Source organism: Luteibacter flocculans (assembly GCF_023612255.1).
Taxonomy (GTDB): domain Bacteria; phylum Pseudomonadota; class Gammaproteobacteria; order Xanthomonadales; family Rhodanobacteraceae; genus Luteibacter; species Luteibacter flocculans.
Genome location: NZ_CP063231.1, coordinates 1,089,244 through 1,109,605 on the forward strand (window position 1 = coordinate 1,089,244; position 20,362 = coordinate 1,109,605).

16 protein-coding genes are annotated in these 20,362 nt (G+C 61.4%); 5 read left to right on the forward strand and 11 right to left on the reverse strand.

Annotation, left to right across the window (positions count from 1 at the left end; translation table 11 throughout):
- The first annotated feature begins 30 nt into the window (after nucleotides 1-30).
- Nucleotides 31-1,149 carry a glycosyltransferase gene (locus IM816_RS04710; RefSeq protein ID WP_250339975.1) on the forward strand — a complete coding sequence of 373 codons (1,119 nt, stop codon included), beginning with the start codon at nucleotides 31-33 and terminating at the stop codon, nucleotides 1,147-1,149.
- On the opposite strand, the gene IM816_RS04715 is transcribed toward IM816_RS04710, so the two are convergent.
- Together IM816_RS04715 and IM816_RS04720 are read right to left on the reverse strand one after the other, a co-directional pair.
- Nucleotides 1,146-2,132, reverse strand: coding sequence for a glycosyltransferase family 2 protein (locus IM816_RS04715; protein WP_250339976.1), 987 nt, complete (start codon nucleotides 2,130-2,132; stop codon nucleotides 1,146-1,148). The two genes, IM816_RS04710 and IM816_RS04715, sit on opposite strands and share 4 nt — an antisense overlap.
- Complete coding sequence (locus IM816_RS04720; RefSeq protein ID WP_250339977.1) at nucleotides 2,066-2,836, reverse strand: glycosyltransferase family 2 protein; 771 nt, start codon at nucleotides 2,834-2,836, stop codon at nucleotides 2,066-2,068. Before IM816_RS04720 ends, IM816_RS04715 begins: the two co-directional genes overlap by 67 nt.
- A gap of 56 nt (nucleotides 2,837-2,892) precedes the next feature.
- Between IM816_RS04720 and IM816_RS04725 the strand changes: the two genes are divergently transcribed.
- The gene (locus tag IM816_RS04725; RefSeq protein ID WP_250339978.1) at nucleotides 2,893-4,017 is read left to right on the forward strand and encodes a glycosyltransferase family 4 protein; all 1,125 of its coding nucleotides are present in this window, start codon (nucleotides 2,893-2,895) and stop codon (nucleotides 4,015-4,017) included.
- 190 nt (nucleotides 4,018-4,207) lie between these two features.
- On the opposite strand, the gene IM816_RS04730 is transcribed toward IM816_RS04725, so the two are convergent.
- The 8 genes from IM816_RS04730 to IM816_RS04765 all read right to left on the reverse strand — a co-directional run bounded on the left by IM816_RS04730 (nucleotide 4,208) and on the right by IM816_RS04765 (nucleotide 14,210).
- The gene (locus IM816_RS04730) at nucleotides 4,208-5,569 is read right to left on the reverse strand and encodes a lipopolysaccharide biosynthesis protein (RefSeq protein ID WP_250339979.1); all 1,362 of its coding nucleotides are present in this window, start codon (nucleotides 5,567-5,569) and stop codon (nucleotides 4,208-4,210) included.
- Nucleotides 5,566-6,495, reverse strand: a complete 930-nt coding sequence (locus IM816_RS04735; RefSeq protein WP_250339980.1) for a GDP-L-fucose synthase family protein — start codon at nucleotides 6,493-6,495, stop codon at nucleotides 5,566-5,568. Before IM816_RS04735 ends, IM816_RS04730 begins: the two co-directional genes overlap by 4 nt.
- Before the next feature lie 5 nt (nucleotides 6,496-6,500).
- Nucleotides 6,501-7,610 carry a GDP-mannose 4,6-dehydratase gene (gene gmd, locus IM816_RS04740; RefSeq protein ID WP_250339981.1) on the reverse strand — a complete coding sequence of 370 codons (1,110 nt, stop codon included), beginning with the start codon at nucleotides 7,608-7,610 and terminating at the stop codon, nucleotides 6,501-6,503.
- Nucleotides 7,611-7,684: 74 nt separating this feature from the next.
- Nucleotides 7,685-9,661 (reverse strand): tetratricopeptide repeat protein, encoded by a 1,977-nt coding sequence (locus tag IM816_RS04745; RefSeq protein ID WP_345779961.1) that lies wholly within the window; start codon nucleotides 9,659-9,661, stop codon nucleotides 7,685-7,687.
- Entirely contained in the window at nucleotides 9,658-11,604 is a 1,947-nt protein-coding gene (locus IM816_RS04750) for a hypothetical protein (RefSeq protein ID WP_250339982.1), read from the reverse strand. The genes IM816_RS04745 and IM816_RS04750 overlap by 4 nt, the downstream gene beginning before the upstream one ends.
- A 37-nt stretch (nucleotides 11,605-11,641) precedes the next feature.
- A complete protein-coding gene (locus IM816_RS04755) occupies nucleotides 11,642-12,082 on the reverse strand; it encodes a pilin (protein ID WP_250339983.1) in 441 nt (146 codons plus the stop codon).
- 113 nt (nucleotides 12,083-12,195) lie between these two features.
- Nucleotides 12,196-12,639, reverse strand: a complete 444-nt coding sequence (locus tag IM816_RS04760; protein ID WP_250339984.1) for a pilin — start codon at nucleotides 12,637-12,639, stop codon at nucleotides 12,196-12,198.
- A gap of 320 nt (nucleotides 12,640-12,959) precedes the next feature.
- A complete protein-coding gene (locus IM816_RS04765) occupies nucleotides 12,960-14,210 on the reverse strand; it encodes a glycosyltransferase family 39 protein (protein ID WP_250339985.1) in 1,251 nt (416 codons plus the stop codon).
- Nucleotides 14,211-14,471: 261 nt separating this feature from the next.
- Between IM816_RS04765 and IM816_RS04770 the strand changes: the two genes are divergently transcribed.
- Nucleotides 14,472-15,380, forward strand: a complete 909-nt coding sequence (locus IM816_RS04770; protein WP_250339986.1) for a hypothetical protein — start codon at nucleotides 14,472-14,474, stop codon at nucleotides 15,378-15,380.
- Nucleotides 15,381-15,480: 100 nt separating this feature from the next.
- Nucleotides 15,481-17,571, forward strand: coding sequence for an alpha/beta hydrolase family protein (locus IM816_RS04775; RefSeq protein WP_250339987.1), 2,091 nt, complete (start codon nucleotides 15,481-15,483; stop codon nucleotides 17,569-17,571).
- Nucleotides 17,572-17,677: 106 nt separating this feature from the next.
- On the opposite strand, the gene IM816_RS04780 is transcribed toward IM816_RS04775, so the two are convergent.
- On the reverse strand, nucleotides 17,678-18,700 hold the full coding sequence (locus IM816_RS04780; protein WP_250339988.1) for a magnesium and cobalt transport protein CorA: 1,023 nt from the start codon (nucleotides 18,698-18,700) through the stop codon (nucleotides 17,678-17,680).
- A gap of 266 nt (nucleotides 18,701-18,966) precedes the next feature.
- On the opposite strand from IM816_RS04780, the gene IM816_RS04785 reads away from it, so the two are divergent.
- Entirely contained in the window at nucleotides 18,967-20,352 is a 1,386-nt protein-coding gene (locus IM816_RS04785; protein ID WP_250339989.1) for a hypothetical protein, read from the forward strand.
- Nucleotides 20,353-20,362 lie beyond the last annotated feature (10 nt).

A 20,362-nucleotide genomic window follows, 5' to 3' on the forward strand; every position in this document is an offset into this window, starting at 1 on the left:
AGGTGGAAGGACGATCACGAACCTTCGTTCGTGCATGAACTCGCGCGCCGCCTGACGGAGTGGTTTGATGTCTTCGTCGTGTGCCCTCACGCTGTCGGGGCGGTGCGTAGCGAGATGATGGACGGCGTGCAGGTCGAACGGTATCGCTACGCGCCGGACTCCTTGGAAACGCTGGTCAATGACGGGGGTATCACGACGAACCTTCGGCGGTCTTCGTGGAAATGGCTACTCGTGCCCACGTTTATCCTGAGCCATTGGATCGTCGCACGGCGTCTCGTGACGTCCGGTGCGGTGGTGCATGCCCATTGGATACTGACGCCAGGCCTTGTTGCTCGCTGTCTGAACGCACCCTACGTGATCACTTCGCACGGCGCCGATCTCTTTGCCCTGCGAGGACGCCTACCGACCGCCATAAAGCGTTGGGTTCTCAGGCGCAGTGCCGGTATGACGGTAGTCAGTCGGGCGATGTTGCCGTTGGCGCAAGCATTGCGCGATGGAAGCCCGGCCTTAGTGGCGCCCATGGGCGTGGATCTTCAGCATGTCTTCACGCCAGACGAGCAGGTGGCTAGGGAGGCGTTCCGGCTGCTGTTCGTTGGTCGCTTGGTCGAAAAGAAAGGGTTGGATGTTCTGCTTCGTGCCCTGCCCATTGTCCTGAGTGTTCGCCCTGAAGTAAGGCTGACAGTGGTCGGGTTCGGGCCTCTCGAAGGAGAACTGAGATCTCAATGCACTCATCTGGGGCTGGACGGTGTCGTAACGTTCGCAGGTGCCAAGCCATCGTCCGCTTTGGTGAATGAATACCGTTCGGCCGCTGCGTTTGTGGCGCCGTTCCGTACGGCCCATTCGGGCGACCAGGAGGGCCTTGGACTGGTTCTCGTGGAAGCGCTCGGTTGCGGCTGTCCAGTCGTCGCTTCGGATCTTCCGGCGGTACGTGACGTGCTGACAGACATGCCAGGAGTAGTCCGCGTGCCGGAAGCAGACGCTCCTGCATTGGCGTCGGGGATTCTGCAGATACTCACCAGCAACGCTCCCGCCGAGGTGCGCCTGGGGCGATCACGCCTCGTGGAGCAATTCGACTGGGACGCGGTCGCCAGGCGTTATGCCGATATCCTGCTTGCCGCACACAGAGACGCGGCCGATGGAAGGGGCTAGCGATGTCGACGGAGCGTCCCGCGAAGGTAGCTCACCGCCACCATGATTCGCACGATACCCGCCCGTAACTTGAACGGAACGAGTCGCCATTGAAGCCACGCGTCGTGCTGCGTCCATGGCTGAAATACGGGCCATAGGAGTTTCGCCAGTACACCACGCCAGGGATGGCGTTGGCCGTCTATCGCCTCGTAACCAAGCGTGCGATATTCGAATGGATAACGCGAGGCGAATATCTGGGACGTCGTTGCCCCGGCTTCGCCCATTTTTCGGCAGACCTGTGCGAGATCGAGCGTGTCACGATGGATGACGCGGGCTCCGGGCGCTATGGTGAAGCGCGCGCCGGCTCTAGCCAGGCGTATGGCGAGATCCCTGTCCTCAAAACCATAGCCCTTGAATGCTTCGTCGAACCCACCGACCGAGTTGAATAGCCTTGCATCGATCATGACGTTCTGGGTCGTGAAATGCGCGACGAACGTACGGCGCGCCAGTCGGTCGCGGCGAACCCGTGCGGCCTGCTGATACGCGTGCCAGAACCCGTCGTCCTGGCCTTCGACGACTCCCATGGAAACGTCGGCTTCCCGGATGGATAGGAGGTGAGCAGCGAGGAAGCGGTCGTCGCTCGGTTCGCAGTCGGCATCGACGAAAAGTAGTAGATCGGCACTGATATTCGTCGCGCCCGCATTGCGAGCGGCCGATCTCCCTAGGTTTTCGGGAAGCCCGATGATTTCGATGCGTCCACCGAATTGTTCAGAAAGGCGCTCGGCCGTGCCGTCGCCGGAGCCATCGTCCACAACATGCACACGGACCGAGAACGGTGACGGGACCGAGCACCGCAGAATCGCCGCCACGGTCTGTCTAGCCCGGTCATAGTCGCGGAAAACCGGGATAATGACGACCACGTGTTTGGGCGCCATGTTCAGAAGGGAATATCCAACGCTCGGGCGATCGGGTATCGCCACATCTTGTCGGCCCAGACGGCCCACGCGCGTATCGGCCCGAAGCGCGGGCAGGTCGCCAGCGCGCGCCGCTGCTCGCGCAGCCTGCGTATCACCTGGGCACGGCTTATGCCCGCGATCTCCACATTCACCGTGATGCGCTCCACATGCAGGGCATTTGTGGACTCAGGGAGGCGCAGTAGAAAATCGAGATCACCAGTGATTTTGTAACTGGCTTCGAAATGGCCGTACCGCTCGAACAAACTGCGGGCGTGCCAAAGTCCGGGATGACACATCGGCATTCGTCTGCCGATCTTGGCAAAATTCCAGGCACCTCCGCCTTCGCCGACGGCGTCTCCGTTAGCGTTCACCCAACGGCAACGGGACGATACGAGATCAAAGGACTTGCCTGCGGTCGCATCCGCCAGCGCCGAAACAGCGTCGGCGTCCGAGAACGCGTCATCGGCACCGAGAAAACACACGTATTGACCGCTAGCGCGGGCGAGAGCCTTGTTCCATGCGTCATAGATACCGTCGTCGGGCTCTGACGCGCCATACGCGATGTGTGGAGCAAAGCGTTCGACGATCGCCATCGTGCCATCGGAGGACATTCCATCGATGACGATCAGTTCCCAGTCACGGCAGGATTGGCTCACGACCGAGGCGAGGCAGCGCTCTATCGTTCGCGCAGCGTTATACGTGGCGACGATGATGCTGAGGACGGGGCGCGAAGCTGGCGATTGATCTGGCATGGCGGCATTATGGCGGCGTCCTGCTGCCTGAGGAAGGCGTGGCAGGTAAGGGGTGTATGTTCGTCGAAGGCTCTGGGGGGTGTACCCCCTCGAAGGGTAGTCCATTGATACCACGGGTTATTTTCGATCACGGGATTTTCGTGACCCAGCGGTTCGGCGGTGTGTCGCGGTATTTCTCGGAGCTGGCGCGCGGCATAGCGCGTGCGGGCGTGGCGGTCGAAATCCACAGCCCGATCTACGTTACGGATGCCGTGAGAGGGCTCGCAGGAGACGGCGTCGCGGTCAAGGGTCGGCATGTCCCCGTGTTCCCGGGTGTCACGTGGCTCGGTCATGGTCTGGCGAAGTTCGGCACGCGACGCGAGAAGGGTGCCGTAGTCCACGAGACCTGGTACCTGGAGCGACATCGTCGCGCACTCGGCGGGGCACCCCGTGCCTTGACCGTGCATGACATGATCTGCGAGCGATTTCCCCGAGACGTAAGAGGCGCCGATGTCCAGGCGCGTCGAAAACGGCAGGCTGTAGAACGTGCCGATCTGATTTTCTGCGTTTCCGAAACGACGCGCGCCGATGCGGCGGACCTCTGGAGCATCGCGGCTGATCGCATGATCGTAACGCCCTTGGCCGCTTCGCTCCCGGTGTATCCGCGATCGAGACCCTCCAAGCCCTTTATTCTGTATGTCGGCCACCGGGCCGGCTACAAGAACTTCGAGCTGCTGCTCCAGGCCTATCAGAGGAGCGCGCGCCTTCGCTCGGACTTCGCATTGGTCTGTTTTGGCGGGCCGCGCTTCGATGACGGGGAGAAGCAGGCTGCGCTCCGCGCGGGTGACGTTCAGCATGTCGCCGGTAGCGATGCCGTTCTGGCGAATCTTTACGCGCGCGCCGATGTACTGGTATGCACGTCCCTGTATGAAGGCTTTGGTCTGCCGCTGCTGGAAGCGATGGCGGCAGGGTGTCCGGTCGTCGCCGTCCGAGGCGGTTCGACCCCGGAGGTGGGCGGACCAGCGGCTCGCTATGTCGGGGGTGCCGACTCGGCCGAACTGGCGTACGCACTCGAGACGCTTCTCTATGACGAATCGGCTTTGATGGACCTCAGCGAGCGTGGACGTGCCCGAAGTCGTTCCTTCTCCTGGGATCGAACGGCAGCTCTCACGGTACATGGCTACATGGAACTTTGGTCATGAGCGCATCGTGGGAAATGTGCTTCCTGCGCTATGGAGTTCCCACACGCTGAGTTTCGTCGATGGATTCCACGTCGACATGATCGCGAGCGATACGGTCGCCTGGCTGCGCTGTTGAGCAGCCAATTCGCGAATCCTCGCATCGATTACCACCACTTCCCGGTCGCGCCATCCGAGGACAAGCTTTCGGGTCTCATCGCGCATCTGCGGGGGAAGAGTTGGCCCGGTGCAGAAATGCCGGTAGCCGGATGATGGTGGGAATGAGGCTGGTCAATGTATAGGCAACGAACGTGCACCAGGGCACAAGCGACGCGTCCCATAAGATAAGTGCGGCAAGTTTCAGTCCGATAGACAATATGGCGAGCAGAACGGCTACGGCCACCTGGAACCTGAGAATGCCGGCTGCGTTGAGAAACGTAGCCAACGCCTGCCCGACGGCTTCGATTGACGACCACGCGACGAATCCGCCGAGTAGTACCCACGACACGGAAAGTGGCTTGTGCAGCCAAATATGGGTTATTGCCGCGAACGCCAGCGAAAAAAACAAGGCGGCCGCCACGGCAAAACCGCCTGCACCGATCACGGACCTGGCGAGCGTTCTGCGTACCCAGCCGAAATCGTAAGCCGCCAGGGCAGTCCGATAGATTGGCCACAGCGGCACCCAAAGCAGCGACAGCGTAAGGGGGATCACCGAAAACAATCGCTGCACGACAGCGTATTCGCCTGCCTCCACGGGACCACGTATGGCTGTGATCAAGGGAAGGTCGATCGTGAACGCCACGGCTCCACCCAGTTGCAGCACGAAAAACAGAAACCCATCGCGGCGTATCCTCTGGCGCACATCCGGCCGCCGAGATGGGGCGGGTCGCTGCGCCATGCCGTGTACGGGGTGGCGCCATAACGAAACGGCATTCAATACAGCGGGTACTGCCGTCGATGAGAGCGCTGCCGCCACCAGCCAGGCCAGTCCTGCATGAAGTAGCGCGGCCGTGATCGTGGCAATCAAGGAGAAAACTTGCCCGAATGCCTGCCAGCGAAAGGCGATGTGGCCCAGGCCGAGGCCCAATTGCGTACGCGTGGCGAGACTCAAGGGCACGCCGCAGGCCACGATCGCGAGAGCAATGAGCGCGGCCGACGTGGCTTGCGTATCAGCGGCCTGTGAAAGCCCGAGCATCCGCCACCAGGGAAGCCATGCCATCGCGACAGCGGCAACGAGCATGATGAGCGCGATGCGAACGAGTACCGATGAAGCTTCGCGGAGGACTATACGGACTTCATCCAGTCGCCCTCGCCCTAGCGCATCGGCGATCATGTTCATGGCACCGTTGCCGATGCCGAAATCCAGAAAGCCGGCAAATGTCATGACCGACACCAATGTCGCCCAGACACCGAATTCGGCAGGTCCCAGTGATCGCATGACAAAGGGCAGGGCAACGAACAGGTTGATCGCCGCTACGCACTTCGCGATAAGCGACCAGCTACCGGTGCGCAATACGGACTGACCACGCGGGCCCAGCCACTGTGACCAGTGCCATCGCCTGGTGCCCATGGTCATGCAGCGTGCTGGCGGAACCAGGCGACTGCATCGTCGATACCTTCGCGTAGGGGTACGACCGGCTTCCATCCCAGGTCAAGGAGTCGCGACGAATCGAGGCGCTTTCGGGGTGTGCCGTCCGGTTTGGTCGTATCCCAGGCGAGCTGACCTTTGAAGCCTGCACCCTGCGCGACTGTCTTTGCCAGATCCGCAATGCTTACTTCGTCGTTACTGCCAATGTTGATGGGTGCGACATCGGAGTAGTGGTTCATGAGGAAGTACGAGGCGTCAGCCATGTCATCCGCGTGCATGAATTCCCGTAGCGGTTTGCCGCTCCCCCACACCGTGACGACGCCTGCCTGGGTATCTGCTGCTTCGACGAAACGACGTATCAGCGCCGGTAGGACGTGGGAATGCTCGGGGTGGAAATTATCGTTCGGGCCGTAAAGGTTTGTCGGCATGGCGCTGATGGCATCGAATCCATGCTGTCGCCGATATGCCTGGCACATTGCCAGGCCCGCGATCTTGGCGATGGCATACGCCTCGTTCGTCGGTTCGAGGGGGCCGGTGAGCAGGTACTCCTCCTTGATCGGCTGGGGGCAATCCCGTGGGTAGATGCATGACGAGCCCAGGAAAAGGAGCTTGCGCACGCCGTGCTTCCATGCCGAGTGGATGACATTCGTCTGGATAGCGAGGTTATCGCGAATGAAATCCGCGGGATAAGTCGCATTGGCAAGGATGCCGCCGACCTTCGCCGCAGCCAGGAACACGTATGCCGGTCTCACCGTTCTGAAGAATGCATCGGTGGCGTCCTGGTCGCGCAAGTCCAGTTCCGCGCTGCTCCGCACGACGATGTCTCTTGCGCCAGCCCGTTGCAGCCGTCTGACAATGGCTGAGCCCGCAAGCCCGCGATGGCCGGCGACATAGATGGGGAGTTCAAGATCCATGCTCGTCATTCGTAGCGCTCCGAGGTGGCAAAGCCAGCCTTCTTGACCAAGGCGTCCCGCCGGGCGTCCTGGAGGTCGTTTGCCATCATTTCGGAGATCAGTTCGGCAAAGGACGTTCTTGGTGACCAGCGCAGTTTGTCTCGCGCCTTGCTTGCATCTCCCAGAAGTGTTTCCACCTCCGCCGGGCGGAAGTAGTGGGGATCCACTTCTACAATTGTCTGGCCCGACTTGATGGCGGAGTCAGGTGGAGCATTCAGCACGCGCGCATGTTCCTGTGTGCCGGTTCCCTGCCATTCGAGCTCCATACCAAGTTCGGCAGCGGCTAGGGTGACGAATTCCCGGACGGAATGCTGTTCGCCGGTGGCGATGACGAAGTCGTCCGGCTGATCCTGCTGCAGCATCAGCCATTGCGCCTCGACGAAGTCGCGGGCGTGGCCCCAGTCGCGACGTGCGTCCAGATTTCCGAGATAGAGCCGATCCTGAAGTCCTGCAAAGATGCGGGTAAGGCCTCGCGTGATCTTTCGCGTGACGAACGTTTCCCCTCGGCGAGGCGACTCATGGTTGAAGAGGATGCCGTTGCAGGCGTACATGCCGTAGGACTCGCGATAGTTGACTACGATCCAGTACGCATAGAGTTTGGCGACACCGTAGGGCGACCGCGGATAGAAAGGTGTTTGCTCGTTCTGCGGTGTCTGAGCGACCTTGCCGTAAAGCTCGGAGGTCGATGCCTGGTAGAGGCGCGTCGTCTTTTCCATGCCCAGGATCCGAATGGCCTCCAGCAGCCGCAAGGTGCCCAGAGCATCCGCGTCAGCCGTGTATTCGGGCGTTTCGAACGACACCTGCACGTGGCTTTGCGCGCCGAGATTGTAGATTTCGGTGGGTTGAACCTGTTGGATGATGCGAATGAGGTTTGTCGCGTCGGTAAGGTCGCCATAGTGCAAGACGAAGCGGCGGTCGCCTTCGTGGGGATCGCGATACAAGTGGTCCACGCGTTCCGTGTTGAACGAAGAGGCACGGCGTTTGATGCCATGCACCTCATAGCCTTTTTCGAGCAGGAACTCCGCCAGGTAAGCGCCGTCCTGACCTGTAATTCCTGAAATAAGTGCTCGTTTCACGACATGTTCCAGATAGGCTTGATTCGTCTGCCGGCTTTGGAGGCCCGGATCAGGCAGAAGTGTAATACGGCAGCTCAATCGTCTCGCATCGGCTGTGCTGTAGGTGCCCTTGTCTCTAGCTGACTTCTGAGGGATGAGATGTCCCTGTCCAGGCGGCCGCCAATGTTCATCTTGTCGAGGGCGTTGAGCTGTCGCTTGGCCTCATCGACATTGCCGCGCGCAATCAACAAGCGGGCGTAATGGATGCGGTAGGCAGGTTCATTCGGTGCAGATGCAACAGCGTTGTCGGCCATTTCGAGTGCCAGCGGGTAGTCATGGAGTATCTGAGCGGCGAAAGCCCCATATGCCGCCTTCAGGCGGGCGCTTGCGCCCGGTTTGCCGAGGGCGGTCCGGAAGGTATCGTTCAGTTCGTCTGCGTCGAAATGGCAAAGATCGTCTTCGATGCAGGAAGCAAGAGCCAGGAGAGAGCTGTCATCCTGGACGGTCACAGGTCGCCGAGATAGCTTGTCTCGCATGCTCGTCCACCAGCTTTGCCGCACGGGCAGGTCCATTCGCCCGTAGAGAAAAACGAGCGCCTGCTCCGGAAGGATCGAGGATCCGGGAAGGGCGGCGGCGCGTTCCAGGGCCTCGCCCGCTTTCGCCACATAAGGCGAATCAGGCTTGTAGTGCGAAGCAATGATGTATGCCCTGCCCAACTCGTATTGGGCGCGAGGTGATGTCGGCCCTCGCGCGGCCAATTCCTCGGCAAGCGATAACGGAGTCCCCCATGCCTGTGCGGTCTGCGCCGAAAGTGCTGCTGCCCATCCTGTCAGTGCAACGCCGATAGCGAGAGGGACCGTTCTCAGGCCGCTATACCCATTTCTGGATAGCCAGGCGAATGCTATTTGCAGGACTTCCGTCACCGCGAGCACGATGCCAATGCTCGCAAAGTAGTTCCGGTGCTCGTAGATGAGCTCCAGAGGAAGCACCGTGCCGGTCAAGGTGTGACAAGCAAAGAACCAAAAGCCCCCGAGGCAGATGAGGGGGGCCTTTTTCCTTATCCACCACAGCATGCTTACGATAACGATGAGTCCAACGGTGCAGAAAAGCGTGCTGGGCGGCGACAGCCATCCCGTGCTTTGCGTGAAATCGTCGTGGTAGAAACTCAGATGGTCGGGCGTGGGGACGAGAATCCAGCCTATGTAGTTGATTACCACCCGGGCCTCACTGAGGAGTCGGGTCTGTAGCGTGAAGTCGCGTGTTCCCCATGTCCGTGCATCGAGAAGGCCGGGGCCGATCCATGCCATGCCCAAAAGGAACGGCAGGCCAAGGCTCAATGCGTAGAACCATACGAGGCGTCGGTCCTTTCCCGGTAAGTCTTGTCGCCACTGGAAGCGGAACACGAAGGCCTCGACGCAAAGGCCGTAGAGCGGCAGCAGGATCGAGGTTTCCTTCGCCATGGTGCCCAGCAGTGCAGGTACGACAATCCAAGCCATGGCCCTGAGAAGGCCAGACTCACCTCGTTGCATGCGCTCCCGCGTGCGGACGTAGCCCAGCAGCCCTATCAGCACGAATAGATTGGCCAGCGACTCCATGCGCTGGACGACATAAAGCACAGCGGTCAGGTTGATAGGAAGAAGCAGCCATGCAAGCGCCGCGGCGGCGGCGATGAACGTGCCTGTCTTTTCCGTATACGTTTCGTTTCGATCAAGGCGAAACAGGGCGGCGAACAGCAGATAGACGAGCAAGCCGTTGATCGCGTGCAAGGCGATGTTCGTTGCCTTCATGGAAGCTGCATTCAGCCCCCCATTCATGAAGTAATCGAGCGCGAACGTCAGCGATGCCAATGGGCGCTTCAGTTCACTGGATGGTGAAGACAAGGCTGCTGCAGCCAACGACCCGATAGAAAGCTCGTGCGGTTGAACCTGGGGGTTGTCGACGATGTTGGGGTAGTCGTCGAAGAAGAAGCCGCCTCCGAGCCCGGGCGCATAGACGGCTACCGTGATGGCGATCAGCGTCGCGATGATGGTGAGTTGTCGCCACTTCGCCTTAGAAACCAAGGCTTCCATCATTTTTCGCTACCGTCGATCTGGCCGCGATCGAGCGCCTGACGAAACGTCTGGATCGCTAGGGTGAGGCGACGATCCGCCCCGCCTTCGGCACGCGAGAGTGATGCCAGGACTTCACGGCATCCCGCGATGTCACCAAGCGAAGCGTCCAGCTGAAAGAGCAGGACGCCGATGCCGTTGTTGCGATCACTATCCAGCCAAGCTTGCTTCACGACGTCGCGAGCTTCAGCGATGCGGCCGGCCTCCGCCATCATACGACCGGTGTTGTAGCGGGTCCGCCAGACGGGTTGATCGCGCGTTGCCTGGCCGCTTCCGTTCAACCAGGTCAGACTGACCATTGCCAGCCGCGCGGAATCCACGGACTTGCATCCCTCGGACACCTTTTGCGCCAGCAGCTCCCAACCGACCATGGCGTATGTCGTGATGCGTCCCTTGGCCCGTTGTTCGAATTCGTCATACAGCGCCTCGGGTGCCGGCTGGGTGTCGACGGCGCAATAGGCGACGAACCGCCATATGGTCGATGTGATGTGTTCGGACGCAGGTTCGGATTTTTCGCCTTGATTGATGTACGAGAGTGCGCCCTCAAGGTCTCCGGCAGCCAGGGCCTCTCCGGTGAAATTTGACAGCAATCGCGGCGAGTCAGCGTTGTAGCTGTACTGAACGGCATAAAAGGTCCGTGCGTCCTTCCATCCTTCGGCTTGGCTCCAGGTTCCAAGGCCATAGATCGCCACGCACGCTATGGCACATGCGATCAAGGCATGGCGTACGCGGGGCTTCTCCGTACGTGACGCCAGGAAGTGGTGGAGAAGGCCAACAAGACCGATGAGCGCAAACAGGGCGGCCCCGTAGTTGCGATGGTCGAAGTAGAGTTCGAGGCCAATCGGGCCCGCTTCCAGCGCATGCGTTACCAGATAACCTGCTACGCCTAAGGCAAGGAGTGGGACACGACGACGCCAGACGACTGCGACCGCAATGGTGAGAATCCATGCTCCCAGGCTGAGGAGCGTCGTTCCTGGGCTGGTAAGCGATGTGGAGACCGGGTAGTTGTCGTGAAAAAGGCCCATGCGTGGGCCTACTGGTAAAAAGGTGGTTTGCAGGTAGCTCCACAGGACACGTGGCTCGGTTAGAAGCCGCTGCGGCAAGGTGAAATCGCGGTTCGCGTAGCCTCCAAGAATCCAATCAGGGCGCAGCAGGGCGAAGGCAATCGCGCAGATCGCGGGGATGCCCACGGTTACGGTGAAGAAGATGTCGATCTGACGGGGGCGCTGTCGTTTTTGAAAAAGCGTGTACTCAAGAACCGCAGCCAATGGCAGGGCAAGCGCGCCCGTCTCTTTTGCCGCTACCGCGAGCAAGGTCAGCGCGGGAACGCCTATCCACAAAGCCAAAGTGGCTGCGCGCGACCCTTGCTGTACGCCACGCCGTGCCGCCATGAATGCGACCAAGGTGGCGAATGTCAGTAAGGTGGCCAGCTGCGCCATACGTTGTATGACGTAGAGCACTGTGCTCACCTGCATGGGCAGCCACAGCCAGGCGACAGCGACGAACGCGGCAAGCCAACCGACATGCTTCGGCTGGATGCCTGCTTGTCGAAATACCTGCACGCCGAGCACGAAGGCGAGCGCGCCACATGCCAGATGGACGGCGAGGTTGGTCGCCTTGAAGGCAAACGTCCCCAGGGCGGGGTCCGACGACGCGTTGGCCAGGAACGTGAGCATGCTCAACGGCCGGCCACCCGGACCGGACCGATTGTCGAACACGACACCTTGCCACGCGAGGTTACCGTCGACCCAGCGCTTCAACGGTTCGAGATTGCCGATATCGTCGAGTAGGAAGGGGCCGTGCAGCCCCGGCGCGTACATCGCAATCGTCAGGCACAGAATGGCGAGGACGATTAGCCATGCGAAGTTGCGCCGAGAAGCGACGCCGAATGCTATTTCAGTGGACAAGTGGACTCCGAGTGGCAAGGCACGTCGGAGTCAGCGATCAGCTGCGACAGGTGCCGGGAAGGAATTTAGCTGCAAGATTGCCAGGTGTGCCGAAGCCCGCCGCGCCGTTGCAGCTCCACGTGATGATGCCACCGGAAGCCGTGGGCGTCAGCGTGAAGTTTTTCCCATCGACCTTGCTCGCGTCGATGTTCCGGAAGGTGACCTCGATCACCCCTTTGTTTTTGATGATGACCTGGCTCACGTAAGTACTGGCACCCGTCTGGTAGCCCGCCTCTGCGGGGGTGCCCGGGAAGGCGCCTCGCGAACCATACGTCTCGGCGACGGCGTATTTCGCCGCGTCAGCGAGAACCAACCCCTCCGATACCTTGGCGCGCCGGGTGTAGTCTTGGTATTGCGGGATGGCGATGGCCGCCAGGATGGCAATGATCGCCACCACGATCATCAGTTCGATGAGCGTGAAACCCTTGATCCCCTTCATGGCCATATGCCCCCCTTAAAGCATGGTCCGGGATAAAAAGAAGGCTCCCGAGGGAGCCTTCTTCGCGACGCTCCAACCTGACGGCTAGCGAGCGATGCCTTGCGCAAGCATTATTACTTGCGGCAGTTGGCCGGGACGAACTTCGAGCCAATCGTGCCGCTGGTGCCGCCGAGACCGGCCGCGCCGTTGCAATCCCACTGGATCGAGCCCTGGGTGGCGGTCGGGGTCAGAATGACCGTCTTGTTGTCGATGTTGGCATCCTTGATGTTCCGGTAGGTCACAGTGATCACGCCGTTAGCGATGCCTACGCTTGAAACAAAGGTGCTCTTCGCCGTCTGATAGCCAGCAGCAGCTTCGTCCTTCGGCCAAGCGCCTTTAGCCTGATACGTTTCCGAAACAGCCAGCTTGGCGGCGTCAGCCAGCACGAGGCCTTCCGACACCTTGGCGCGCTTGGTGTAGTCCTGGTACTGCGGGATGGCGATGGCGGCCAGGATCGCGATGATCGCGACGACGATCATCAGTTCGATGAGCGTAAAGCCCTTCTGCATGGTCTTCATGGATGTTCCTCGAATGGTTAGCTAACCGTGGTGTTTTGACGCCCCCTGAGCCCTAGCACCGGACCTCCTAGGCTGGCCCGGTTCCCCCCTCGTCACACACTGAGGAAAAAACGACCAGGAAGCTCGCCGCGAAAACAAGCACGTTATGTGCCACGTTTCGGGCGGCTTGCCCTGAACAGCAGGCGGGGCAGATTTTCCATACCGGCGGCGGTTACACAATAGCTGTCGTTACAGGAATGCCGAGCGCGTCACGGACGTTGTGCCGATAGTGACAAACCGCGTCACTATGTGACGCGCCTGGGCACTCTTCTTTTGTCGATTCAAGCGGATGCGCGCACCGATCGGTGCTTCCACACCTGCCAGAGCATCCTTGCGCCGTTTACCGCCAGGAGTATTTCCAAGCCTCGATACGGTACGGCGTAGCGCGGTTCGGCCTGTAGCAGGGTGAAGGTCAGCGTTGCGAGGATGCCTATGGCTGCCATCCAGCGAAGCGCCAACGGGCGGTTTCTCGAAAGCAATGCATCAAGGGTGCCTATGAGGGCCAGCAGGGCGATCCATGGGTTGAGCACGTAGCAGATGCCTTCCCACGCATGCAGCACGGCACTGTCCTCGAACAGGGAGTGCGCTGTGGGGAAGACATAGATGTCGCCTTGACCTACGGCGACGTTCCAGCCCCACAGCAGAGCGGGTTTGCTTGCGTACCAACCCATATAGCGCCACGGATCTGCGGAGAGGCGGCGCCATAGCAAGGGCAGCCCTTCGGTCCACCCTGCCTGCATGGCCCGGGATTCCTGGTCGATCGCCGCCATGATGGCTTGTGCCTGGGGATCGTCTCTCTGGATCGCGTCGAACGCGGCCCGGTGGTATTCCGGCCATGCTCCTTGCACCAGGTTGATGGAAACCCTGGCGCTGGCATCCGTCGTTGGAGGCAGCATGGCGTTGCGAACGATCCAGGCGGCAGGGGGAAGTGCGCAAGCCACTAGGAGAGCCAGCCAGAGACGGCGGCGCGGCACGTCTTTCCAAAGCATGAGCGCACCCAGAAGCGGAGCCATGGGCAACACAACCGCGTTTGTTAGTGCGGCGGCCGAGAAGGCGAGACCGGCCATGGCAGCCAGCGGGATCGAACGCCGACGCAAGGACGTGTCGAGCAGCCATAGGGCTAGCGCGATCAAAAAGCCAAGCAGGGTTTCACTGAGGACGTAGCCTGCGAAGCCGACCAGGTGCGGCCAGAAGGCAAGGAGGATGCCGGCCGCGACGGCTGCCGCCATGCCCCCATAGCGGCGCGCGAGCGACATACACAAGCCCACGGTGGCCGTGCCGAGCACGCATTGCGTAAACAGAATGGCATCGTAGACCGCGGGACCGGTACCCCGAAGCGCCATCAATCCAGCCAGGAACGCCGGATAGCCGGGATCGCGGAAGCTGTCGGGAGCTACCATGGTGGCCATGGGGCGAGCTAGCGAAAACGTGCCGTGGTTCAGCAGGTTCCACGCATAGCAGAAGTATTGCCATGCGTCGCCTCGAAGCGGATCGTCGACCACCGCCGTGCGCACGTAAGCATAGCGAAGCACGAATGCGGCAATGCAGATCGCCGCTAGGAAGAGTGCTGAGCCTCGCGGCACTCGCGCAACGGTTTCGCTGGCCAATCGACATTCCCCTTTGCCCGTGCGCTTGCCGGGCGACGCACCAGCTTAGCCGATGGCAGCTACGGCCTCACACCACGGTGCCGCGCGTGGAACGGTCGGCCAGGGTACCTCATGTGCAGACCCGGACAGCCGCCGATTCGCTTACATTAGGCGGAGTTATCCCGTCTCCACTGCCGAGGTGTCGTCTTGTCCAACCGTATTCTGCGTCGGCTTCGCGACAGCGTGCAGCGGTTTCTCCACCTTCAGGAGCGCCTCGACGCGATCGCCGTCCTGCAAGGCAGGGCGCTGGCTCAGGCCAATCGGCGGGAAGCTTTTACCATCCTGGGGGACTACGGCTTCAAAGTGTTCTCCCAGTGGGGAGAAGACGGCATCCTGCAGTTTCTGATCGGCGAGGTGGAGATCGCCAACAAGACCTTCATCGAGTTCGGCGTGGAGGACTTCACGGAGTCGAACTGCCGGTTCCTGATGATGAACGACCAATGGCAGGGATTCGTCATTGATGGATCGGCACGGAATGTGGCGCGAATTCGCAGCTCTTATTATTTCTGGCGGCATGATCTGAATGCCCTCGCGGCGTTCATTACTCGCGACAACATCAACGATCTTCTTGCGCAAAGCGGAATGGATGAAGACCTCGGCATCCTCTCCGTGGACATCGACGGCAGCGATTATCACGTGCTCGACGCGATCGTCGGATACAGGCCGCGCATACTTGTCTGCGAGTACAACCCGCTTTTTCCGTTGGATCGTGCCGTCACGATTCCCTACGCCAGTGATTTCCAAAGAACGCGGGTACACTACTCGAACCTCTATTTCGGAGCGTCACTTCCGGCTTTCCGCGCGCTTGCGGAAGGCAGAGGGTATGCCTTCGTGGGAACGAACGATGCTGGAAACAATGCCTTTTTCGTGCGAGACGACCTGCTGACCGAGCGCCTACGGCGGATGGCCGAGCACCCGGGAATCGCGCCTGCTCGATTTCGCGAATCCAGGACTCGCGACGGAAGCCTGTCTTACCTCTCTCCGCCGAAAGCAAAGGCGCTGATCGCAGGTCTTCCTGTCGTGGACTTGGATACCGGTCAACTGATAGCCCTCTGACAGCACAAGTTTCCTGCCGCGGTCAGGCGTAGCGCGACTTGCAGGCACGGTCGCCTGGCCTTACCGTGCCCGTCCAAAGCACACCCAAGGGAGCCCCACCATGAAACCCCTCTTCGCCGCGCTGGCCCTCGCGCTGGCGTCCGGCCCCGTCCTGGCCGCCGACGCCGATAGCGCCGCCCCGCATCCGTTCTCTATCCGCGACCTGGTCATGATGGATCGCGTGAGCGATCCGCAGTTGTCGCCGGATGGGCGTTACGCCCTGTTCTCGGTGCGATCCACCGATTACGCGGCCAACAAGGGGTCGACTGCCATCTATGTGGTGGACCTCAACAAGCCCCCGCAGCCGGTGGAGGTCGTGGAGAAGGGTTCCTCGCCGCGCTGGGCGCCGGATGGGCAGTCCATCTATTACACCGCGCCGAAGGACGGCACCGCCCAGGTCTGGCATCGTCGTTTCGACGCCGATGCGTCGGGTAAAGGGCTCGCGCTGACCGTTCGCGCTGGCGAGGTGGTGACGGATGCGCCTCTGGACGTCAATGCATTCAAGCTGTCGCCCGACGGTGCGAAGCTGCTGCTGAGCTACGACGTCTTCACCGATTGCGCGGACCTGGCCTGCACCAAGGAGCGCCTGGACGGTCGCGAAAAGGACAAGTCCACCGGTACGGTGTACGACAAGCTGTTCGTTCGTCACTGGGACACCTGGGCCGATGGCCGGCGCTCGCAGCTCTTCGTCGCGGACGCCAATGCACCGTCGCAGCCGGTACTGCTGACCCGCGGCATCGACGGCGATGTGCCGAGCAAGCCCTTTGGCGGCGATGACGAGTTCACCTTCTCGCCCGATGGCAAGACCGTGTATTTCGATGTGCGCATTGCCGGCAAGACCGAGCCGTGGTCCACCAACTTCGACATCTATAGCGTGCCCGCCGATGGCTCGGCGGCACCGACCAATCTCACCGCGGACAACCTCGCGTGGGACGCCAATCCGCTCGTGTCGCCGGACGGCCGCACGCTGTTCTATACGGCGATGAAGGAGCCGGGTTCGGAAGCGGATCGCTTTGCCATCATGGCGATGGATCTGGCGTCGGGAAGCAAGCGCGAAGTGGCGCCGTCGTGGGATCGCACTGCCAGCGCGCTGCAGCTTTCGGCCGATGGCAAGACGCTGTACACCACCACCGACGATAACGGCCAGCATCCGCTGTTCGGCATCGATGTCGCAACGGGCAAAGTCAGCACCCTCGTCACCGATGGTGCGGTCAGCGCCTTCTCCGTCGGCAAGACGAAGATCCTGCTGTCGCGCGACGATCTGAAGCGCCCGGCCGATCTGTACACCGCCGATGCGAAGGGCAAGGGCCTGAAGCAGGTCACGCACTTCAATGCCAAGCGCATCAAGTCCGCGCAGACCGGCGATTTTGAGTTCTTCACCTTCAAGGGCTGGAACAACGAAACGGTACAGGGCTATGTCGTGAAGCCGGTGGGCTTCAAGCGCGGCAAGACCTACCCGGTGGCTTTCATCATTCACGGTGGCCCGCAGGGCGCCATGACCAACAGCTGGAGCTATCGCTGGAATGCGCAGACGTACGCCGGCCAGGGCTTTGCTGTCGTCACCGTCAACTTCCATGGTTCCACGGGCTACGGTCAGGCCTTCACCGAATCCATCTCGGGTGACTGGGGCGGCAAGCCGCTGGAGGATCTGAAGGCCGGCTGGACCGCCGCACTGTCGAAATACAGCTTCCTCGATGGCGATCGTGCCTGCGCGCTCGGCGCCAGCTACGGTGGCTACATGGTCTACTGGATGGCCGGTAACTGGAACCAGCCGTGGAAGTGCTTCGTCGACCACGACGGCGTCTTCGACGCCCGCGCGATGTACTACGACACGGACGAACTCTGGTTCGAGGAAAAGGAAAACGGCGGCACGCAGTTCGACCATCCGGAGAACTACGAGCGCTTCAATCCGATCAATCACGTGAAGGATTGGCGCGTGCCGATGCTCGTCATCCACGGCGGCAAGGACTTCCGCATTCCCGACACGCAGGGCATGGGCGCGTTCACCGCGCTGCAGCGTCGCGGCATCCCCAGCCAGTTCCTGCACTTCCCGGACGAGAACCACTGGGTGCTCAAGCCGCAGAACAGCGTGCAGTGGCATGAGACGGTCAATGCGTGGCTGAAGGAGTGGACGGCTCCGCAGGCTAAGTGATCAAGGCAATCGGTGGTGGCCATGGGGCCACCACCGATTGCAAGTCGCTGGTGTGAAGGTGTGCTTTAGTCTGTGCAGCAGCGGGGGCGATGCGTGAGTCAAGAACTCAAAACCACCGATTCCGCTTCAACGCAATGAATATCCCACCCACAATACAAGCCACCAGACACGTGATCGCCGGATAAGCCCAGGGCTTGTCCAACTCCGGCATGTGCACGAAGTTCATGCCGTACCAACTGGTGATCAAGGTGGGCGCCGCCAGCATGGCGGCCCAGCCTGCAAGCTTCTTCATCACCTCGTTCTGGCCGAAGGTGACCAGGGAGAGGTTGACGCTGATCGCTGCGCCGAGCATTTCGCGCATGGCCGAGATGGACTCGTTGACGCGGAATACGTGGTCGTAGATGTCGCGGAAGTAGGCGCGCAGTTCGTCGTGGATGAGGTGCGGGTGCAGGCGAACCAGCTGTGCCACTACGTCCTGTAGTGGCGCGACCGCCAGGCGCAGCGTCATCAGTTCGCGCTGCATGTCGTACAGGCGCTTGATCGTCTGGCGGTTGTACGTTTCCGCGAAGATGTCGTTTTCGAGCTCGTGCAGCTCTTCTCGGAAGTCGCGGACGATGGGCAGGAAGTTGTCCACGATGAAGTCGAGTACGGCATACAGCGCGTAGCTCGGTCCCATGGCGAGTAATTCGGGGCTCTGTTCGCAACTGCGCCGTGCGGGCGCGTACGAGAGCGAGGCGCCGTGGCGCACCGTCACGAAATAGCGCTGGCCCACGAAAATCTGCGTTTCGCCGAAGGCGATGTTGCCGCCCACGAGCTGACCGGTCTGCGCCACGATGAAGAGGGAGTCGCCATAGGCCTCGATCTTCGTGCGTTGGTGCGCGTGCTGCGCATCCTCGATCGCCAGATCGTGCAGGTTGAACTCTTCCTGCAGCTTCAGCAGCAGGGCCTCGTCGGGCTCGTGCAGGCCCACCCACACGAACACATCCGGTTCCTTCAGCACATCGCTGATGGCGTCGATGGTGATGTCGCCGATGCGTTGGCCGTTCGTCCGGTACGCCACGCAGTTGATGACCATGCCATGGGACGGCTGGGTGGGGGTGCTTTCGGGAAGGGTCGATACGGAGGCCATGGCGGCATGATGCCGGGGCCGGCGTGACGCGGCAATTGCAGGCGTGGGTGAGGCACGTTCACACGATCTTGCTGGGCGGGTTCCTTTCCCCTGAGGCCGCGAGCTCAGTCCGGCGGTAGGCGCGCACCGATGGGCGGAGACGCATATCGGCGCGGCCCCGATGTTTTGCCCCGGGGGCGTCGATATAGCTTTGAGGGGCGGAGGACGCACGGCATCGGAACGGCGGTGCGCCCTTGCGCCAAGGACGCTATTTCAAGGAGAAGAGCATGGCATCTGCGACACCGCTTCCTACGCTTCCATTCGATTACAAGACGTGGAAAGCCGGCACCTCGATCACTCTGCCGCCCCTGTTCGACAAGACCGCCCGGGCGAAATTCGACGCGCTGGACCGCGCCGTCGATGTCTATACGACCAAGGCCACACCGAGCGCGCTCGTGGTACTTCGTGCGGCGCTGCGGGACTGGATGGATCACAAGGACGACAAGGATGGCCCGGGCGCCTGGGCGGAGAGCAAGCGCAACCGCAAGTACCTCATCGCGCATCTGAACGCCGCGATCCATGGCGATACCGATGTCTCCCTCGGCATGCCTGAGATGATGTCGCCCGGCATGATCAACGCGCGGCTCGGCATTCTCTACCTGTTTGCCAATACCACCTGGGACGAGGGCGTCTTCCGTTTCGTCACCAGCGGCGTGCTGGACTTCGCGGGCAAGGGCGATGGCAAGCCGGCCGTTCGCGCCCTGAAGGCGAGCGACTGGTTGGTCAAGCCGGGTCCCGCGCCAACCGACGCGGTTCGCAAGGGGGCTCGCGACCGACTCGTAGCGCACTTGTCATCGCTGCACGACAAGCTCGCCATCGCCATCGAAGCGCAGTTGCCGAAACAGGACGCCGACAAGGATCAGGCGAAGAGCCTTCGGGACATGTGGGACGCCGTGCCGGGCGGCATGCAGGCGGCCTGCCGCTACCTGGTCGATAAGGCTCTCGATCAGATCGCGCCCTTCCTCGCCAACGGCGTCGGTACCGTGGAGGGCCTCATCAAGGCCACGTCCGCGGGCGTGGACCGCTATGTCGTGCATACGAAGGGCAAGGGCGTGTCCATCGTGCCGGGTACGCCGCGCAGTACCGTCGACGGCATCAAGCACGCCATGAATCTCGCCTTGGCATCGGAAACCTACGGCGTACTGCGCAGCGCTGGCGCGCTGACGCTGGAAGGTATCAGTGCGGGTATCGCGGGCACGATCATCGACGTGGCCTTCTCGGTGATCGAGGCGTTCGTTGCGCTCATCTGGCGCGTGCGCGACTTCTACCACCTTCGCGTGTTTCGGAAGGAGGCGAAGCAATACTGGGAAACGCGCGAAGATGCGAGCCCGATCCACGAGCGCCCGGCCGCATTCAACGCGTGGTACCGACGCGTGGCGCTCAAGGTGCCTGCGGTGCCGTGTCTCACGCTCACCAGTGGCATCTGTGGCGACAAGATGCGTCTGCTGCGCATGTTCGACAAGGAAGGCGAAGTCATCACCCCGGCAGCGTTCACGGCCGGCGTGGCCTACCTCGACAACCTCAAGGCATGGGGTGCGAAGTATCTGGCCGATCTCGGCTATGACTTCGGCAGCGAGGATCCCATGATCGCCAAGTTGATCGCGACGCGCTGACGCGCCACGC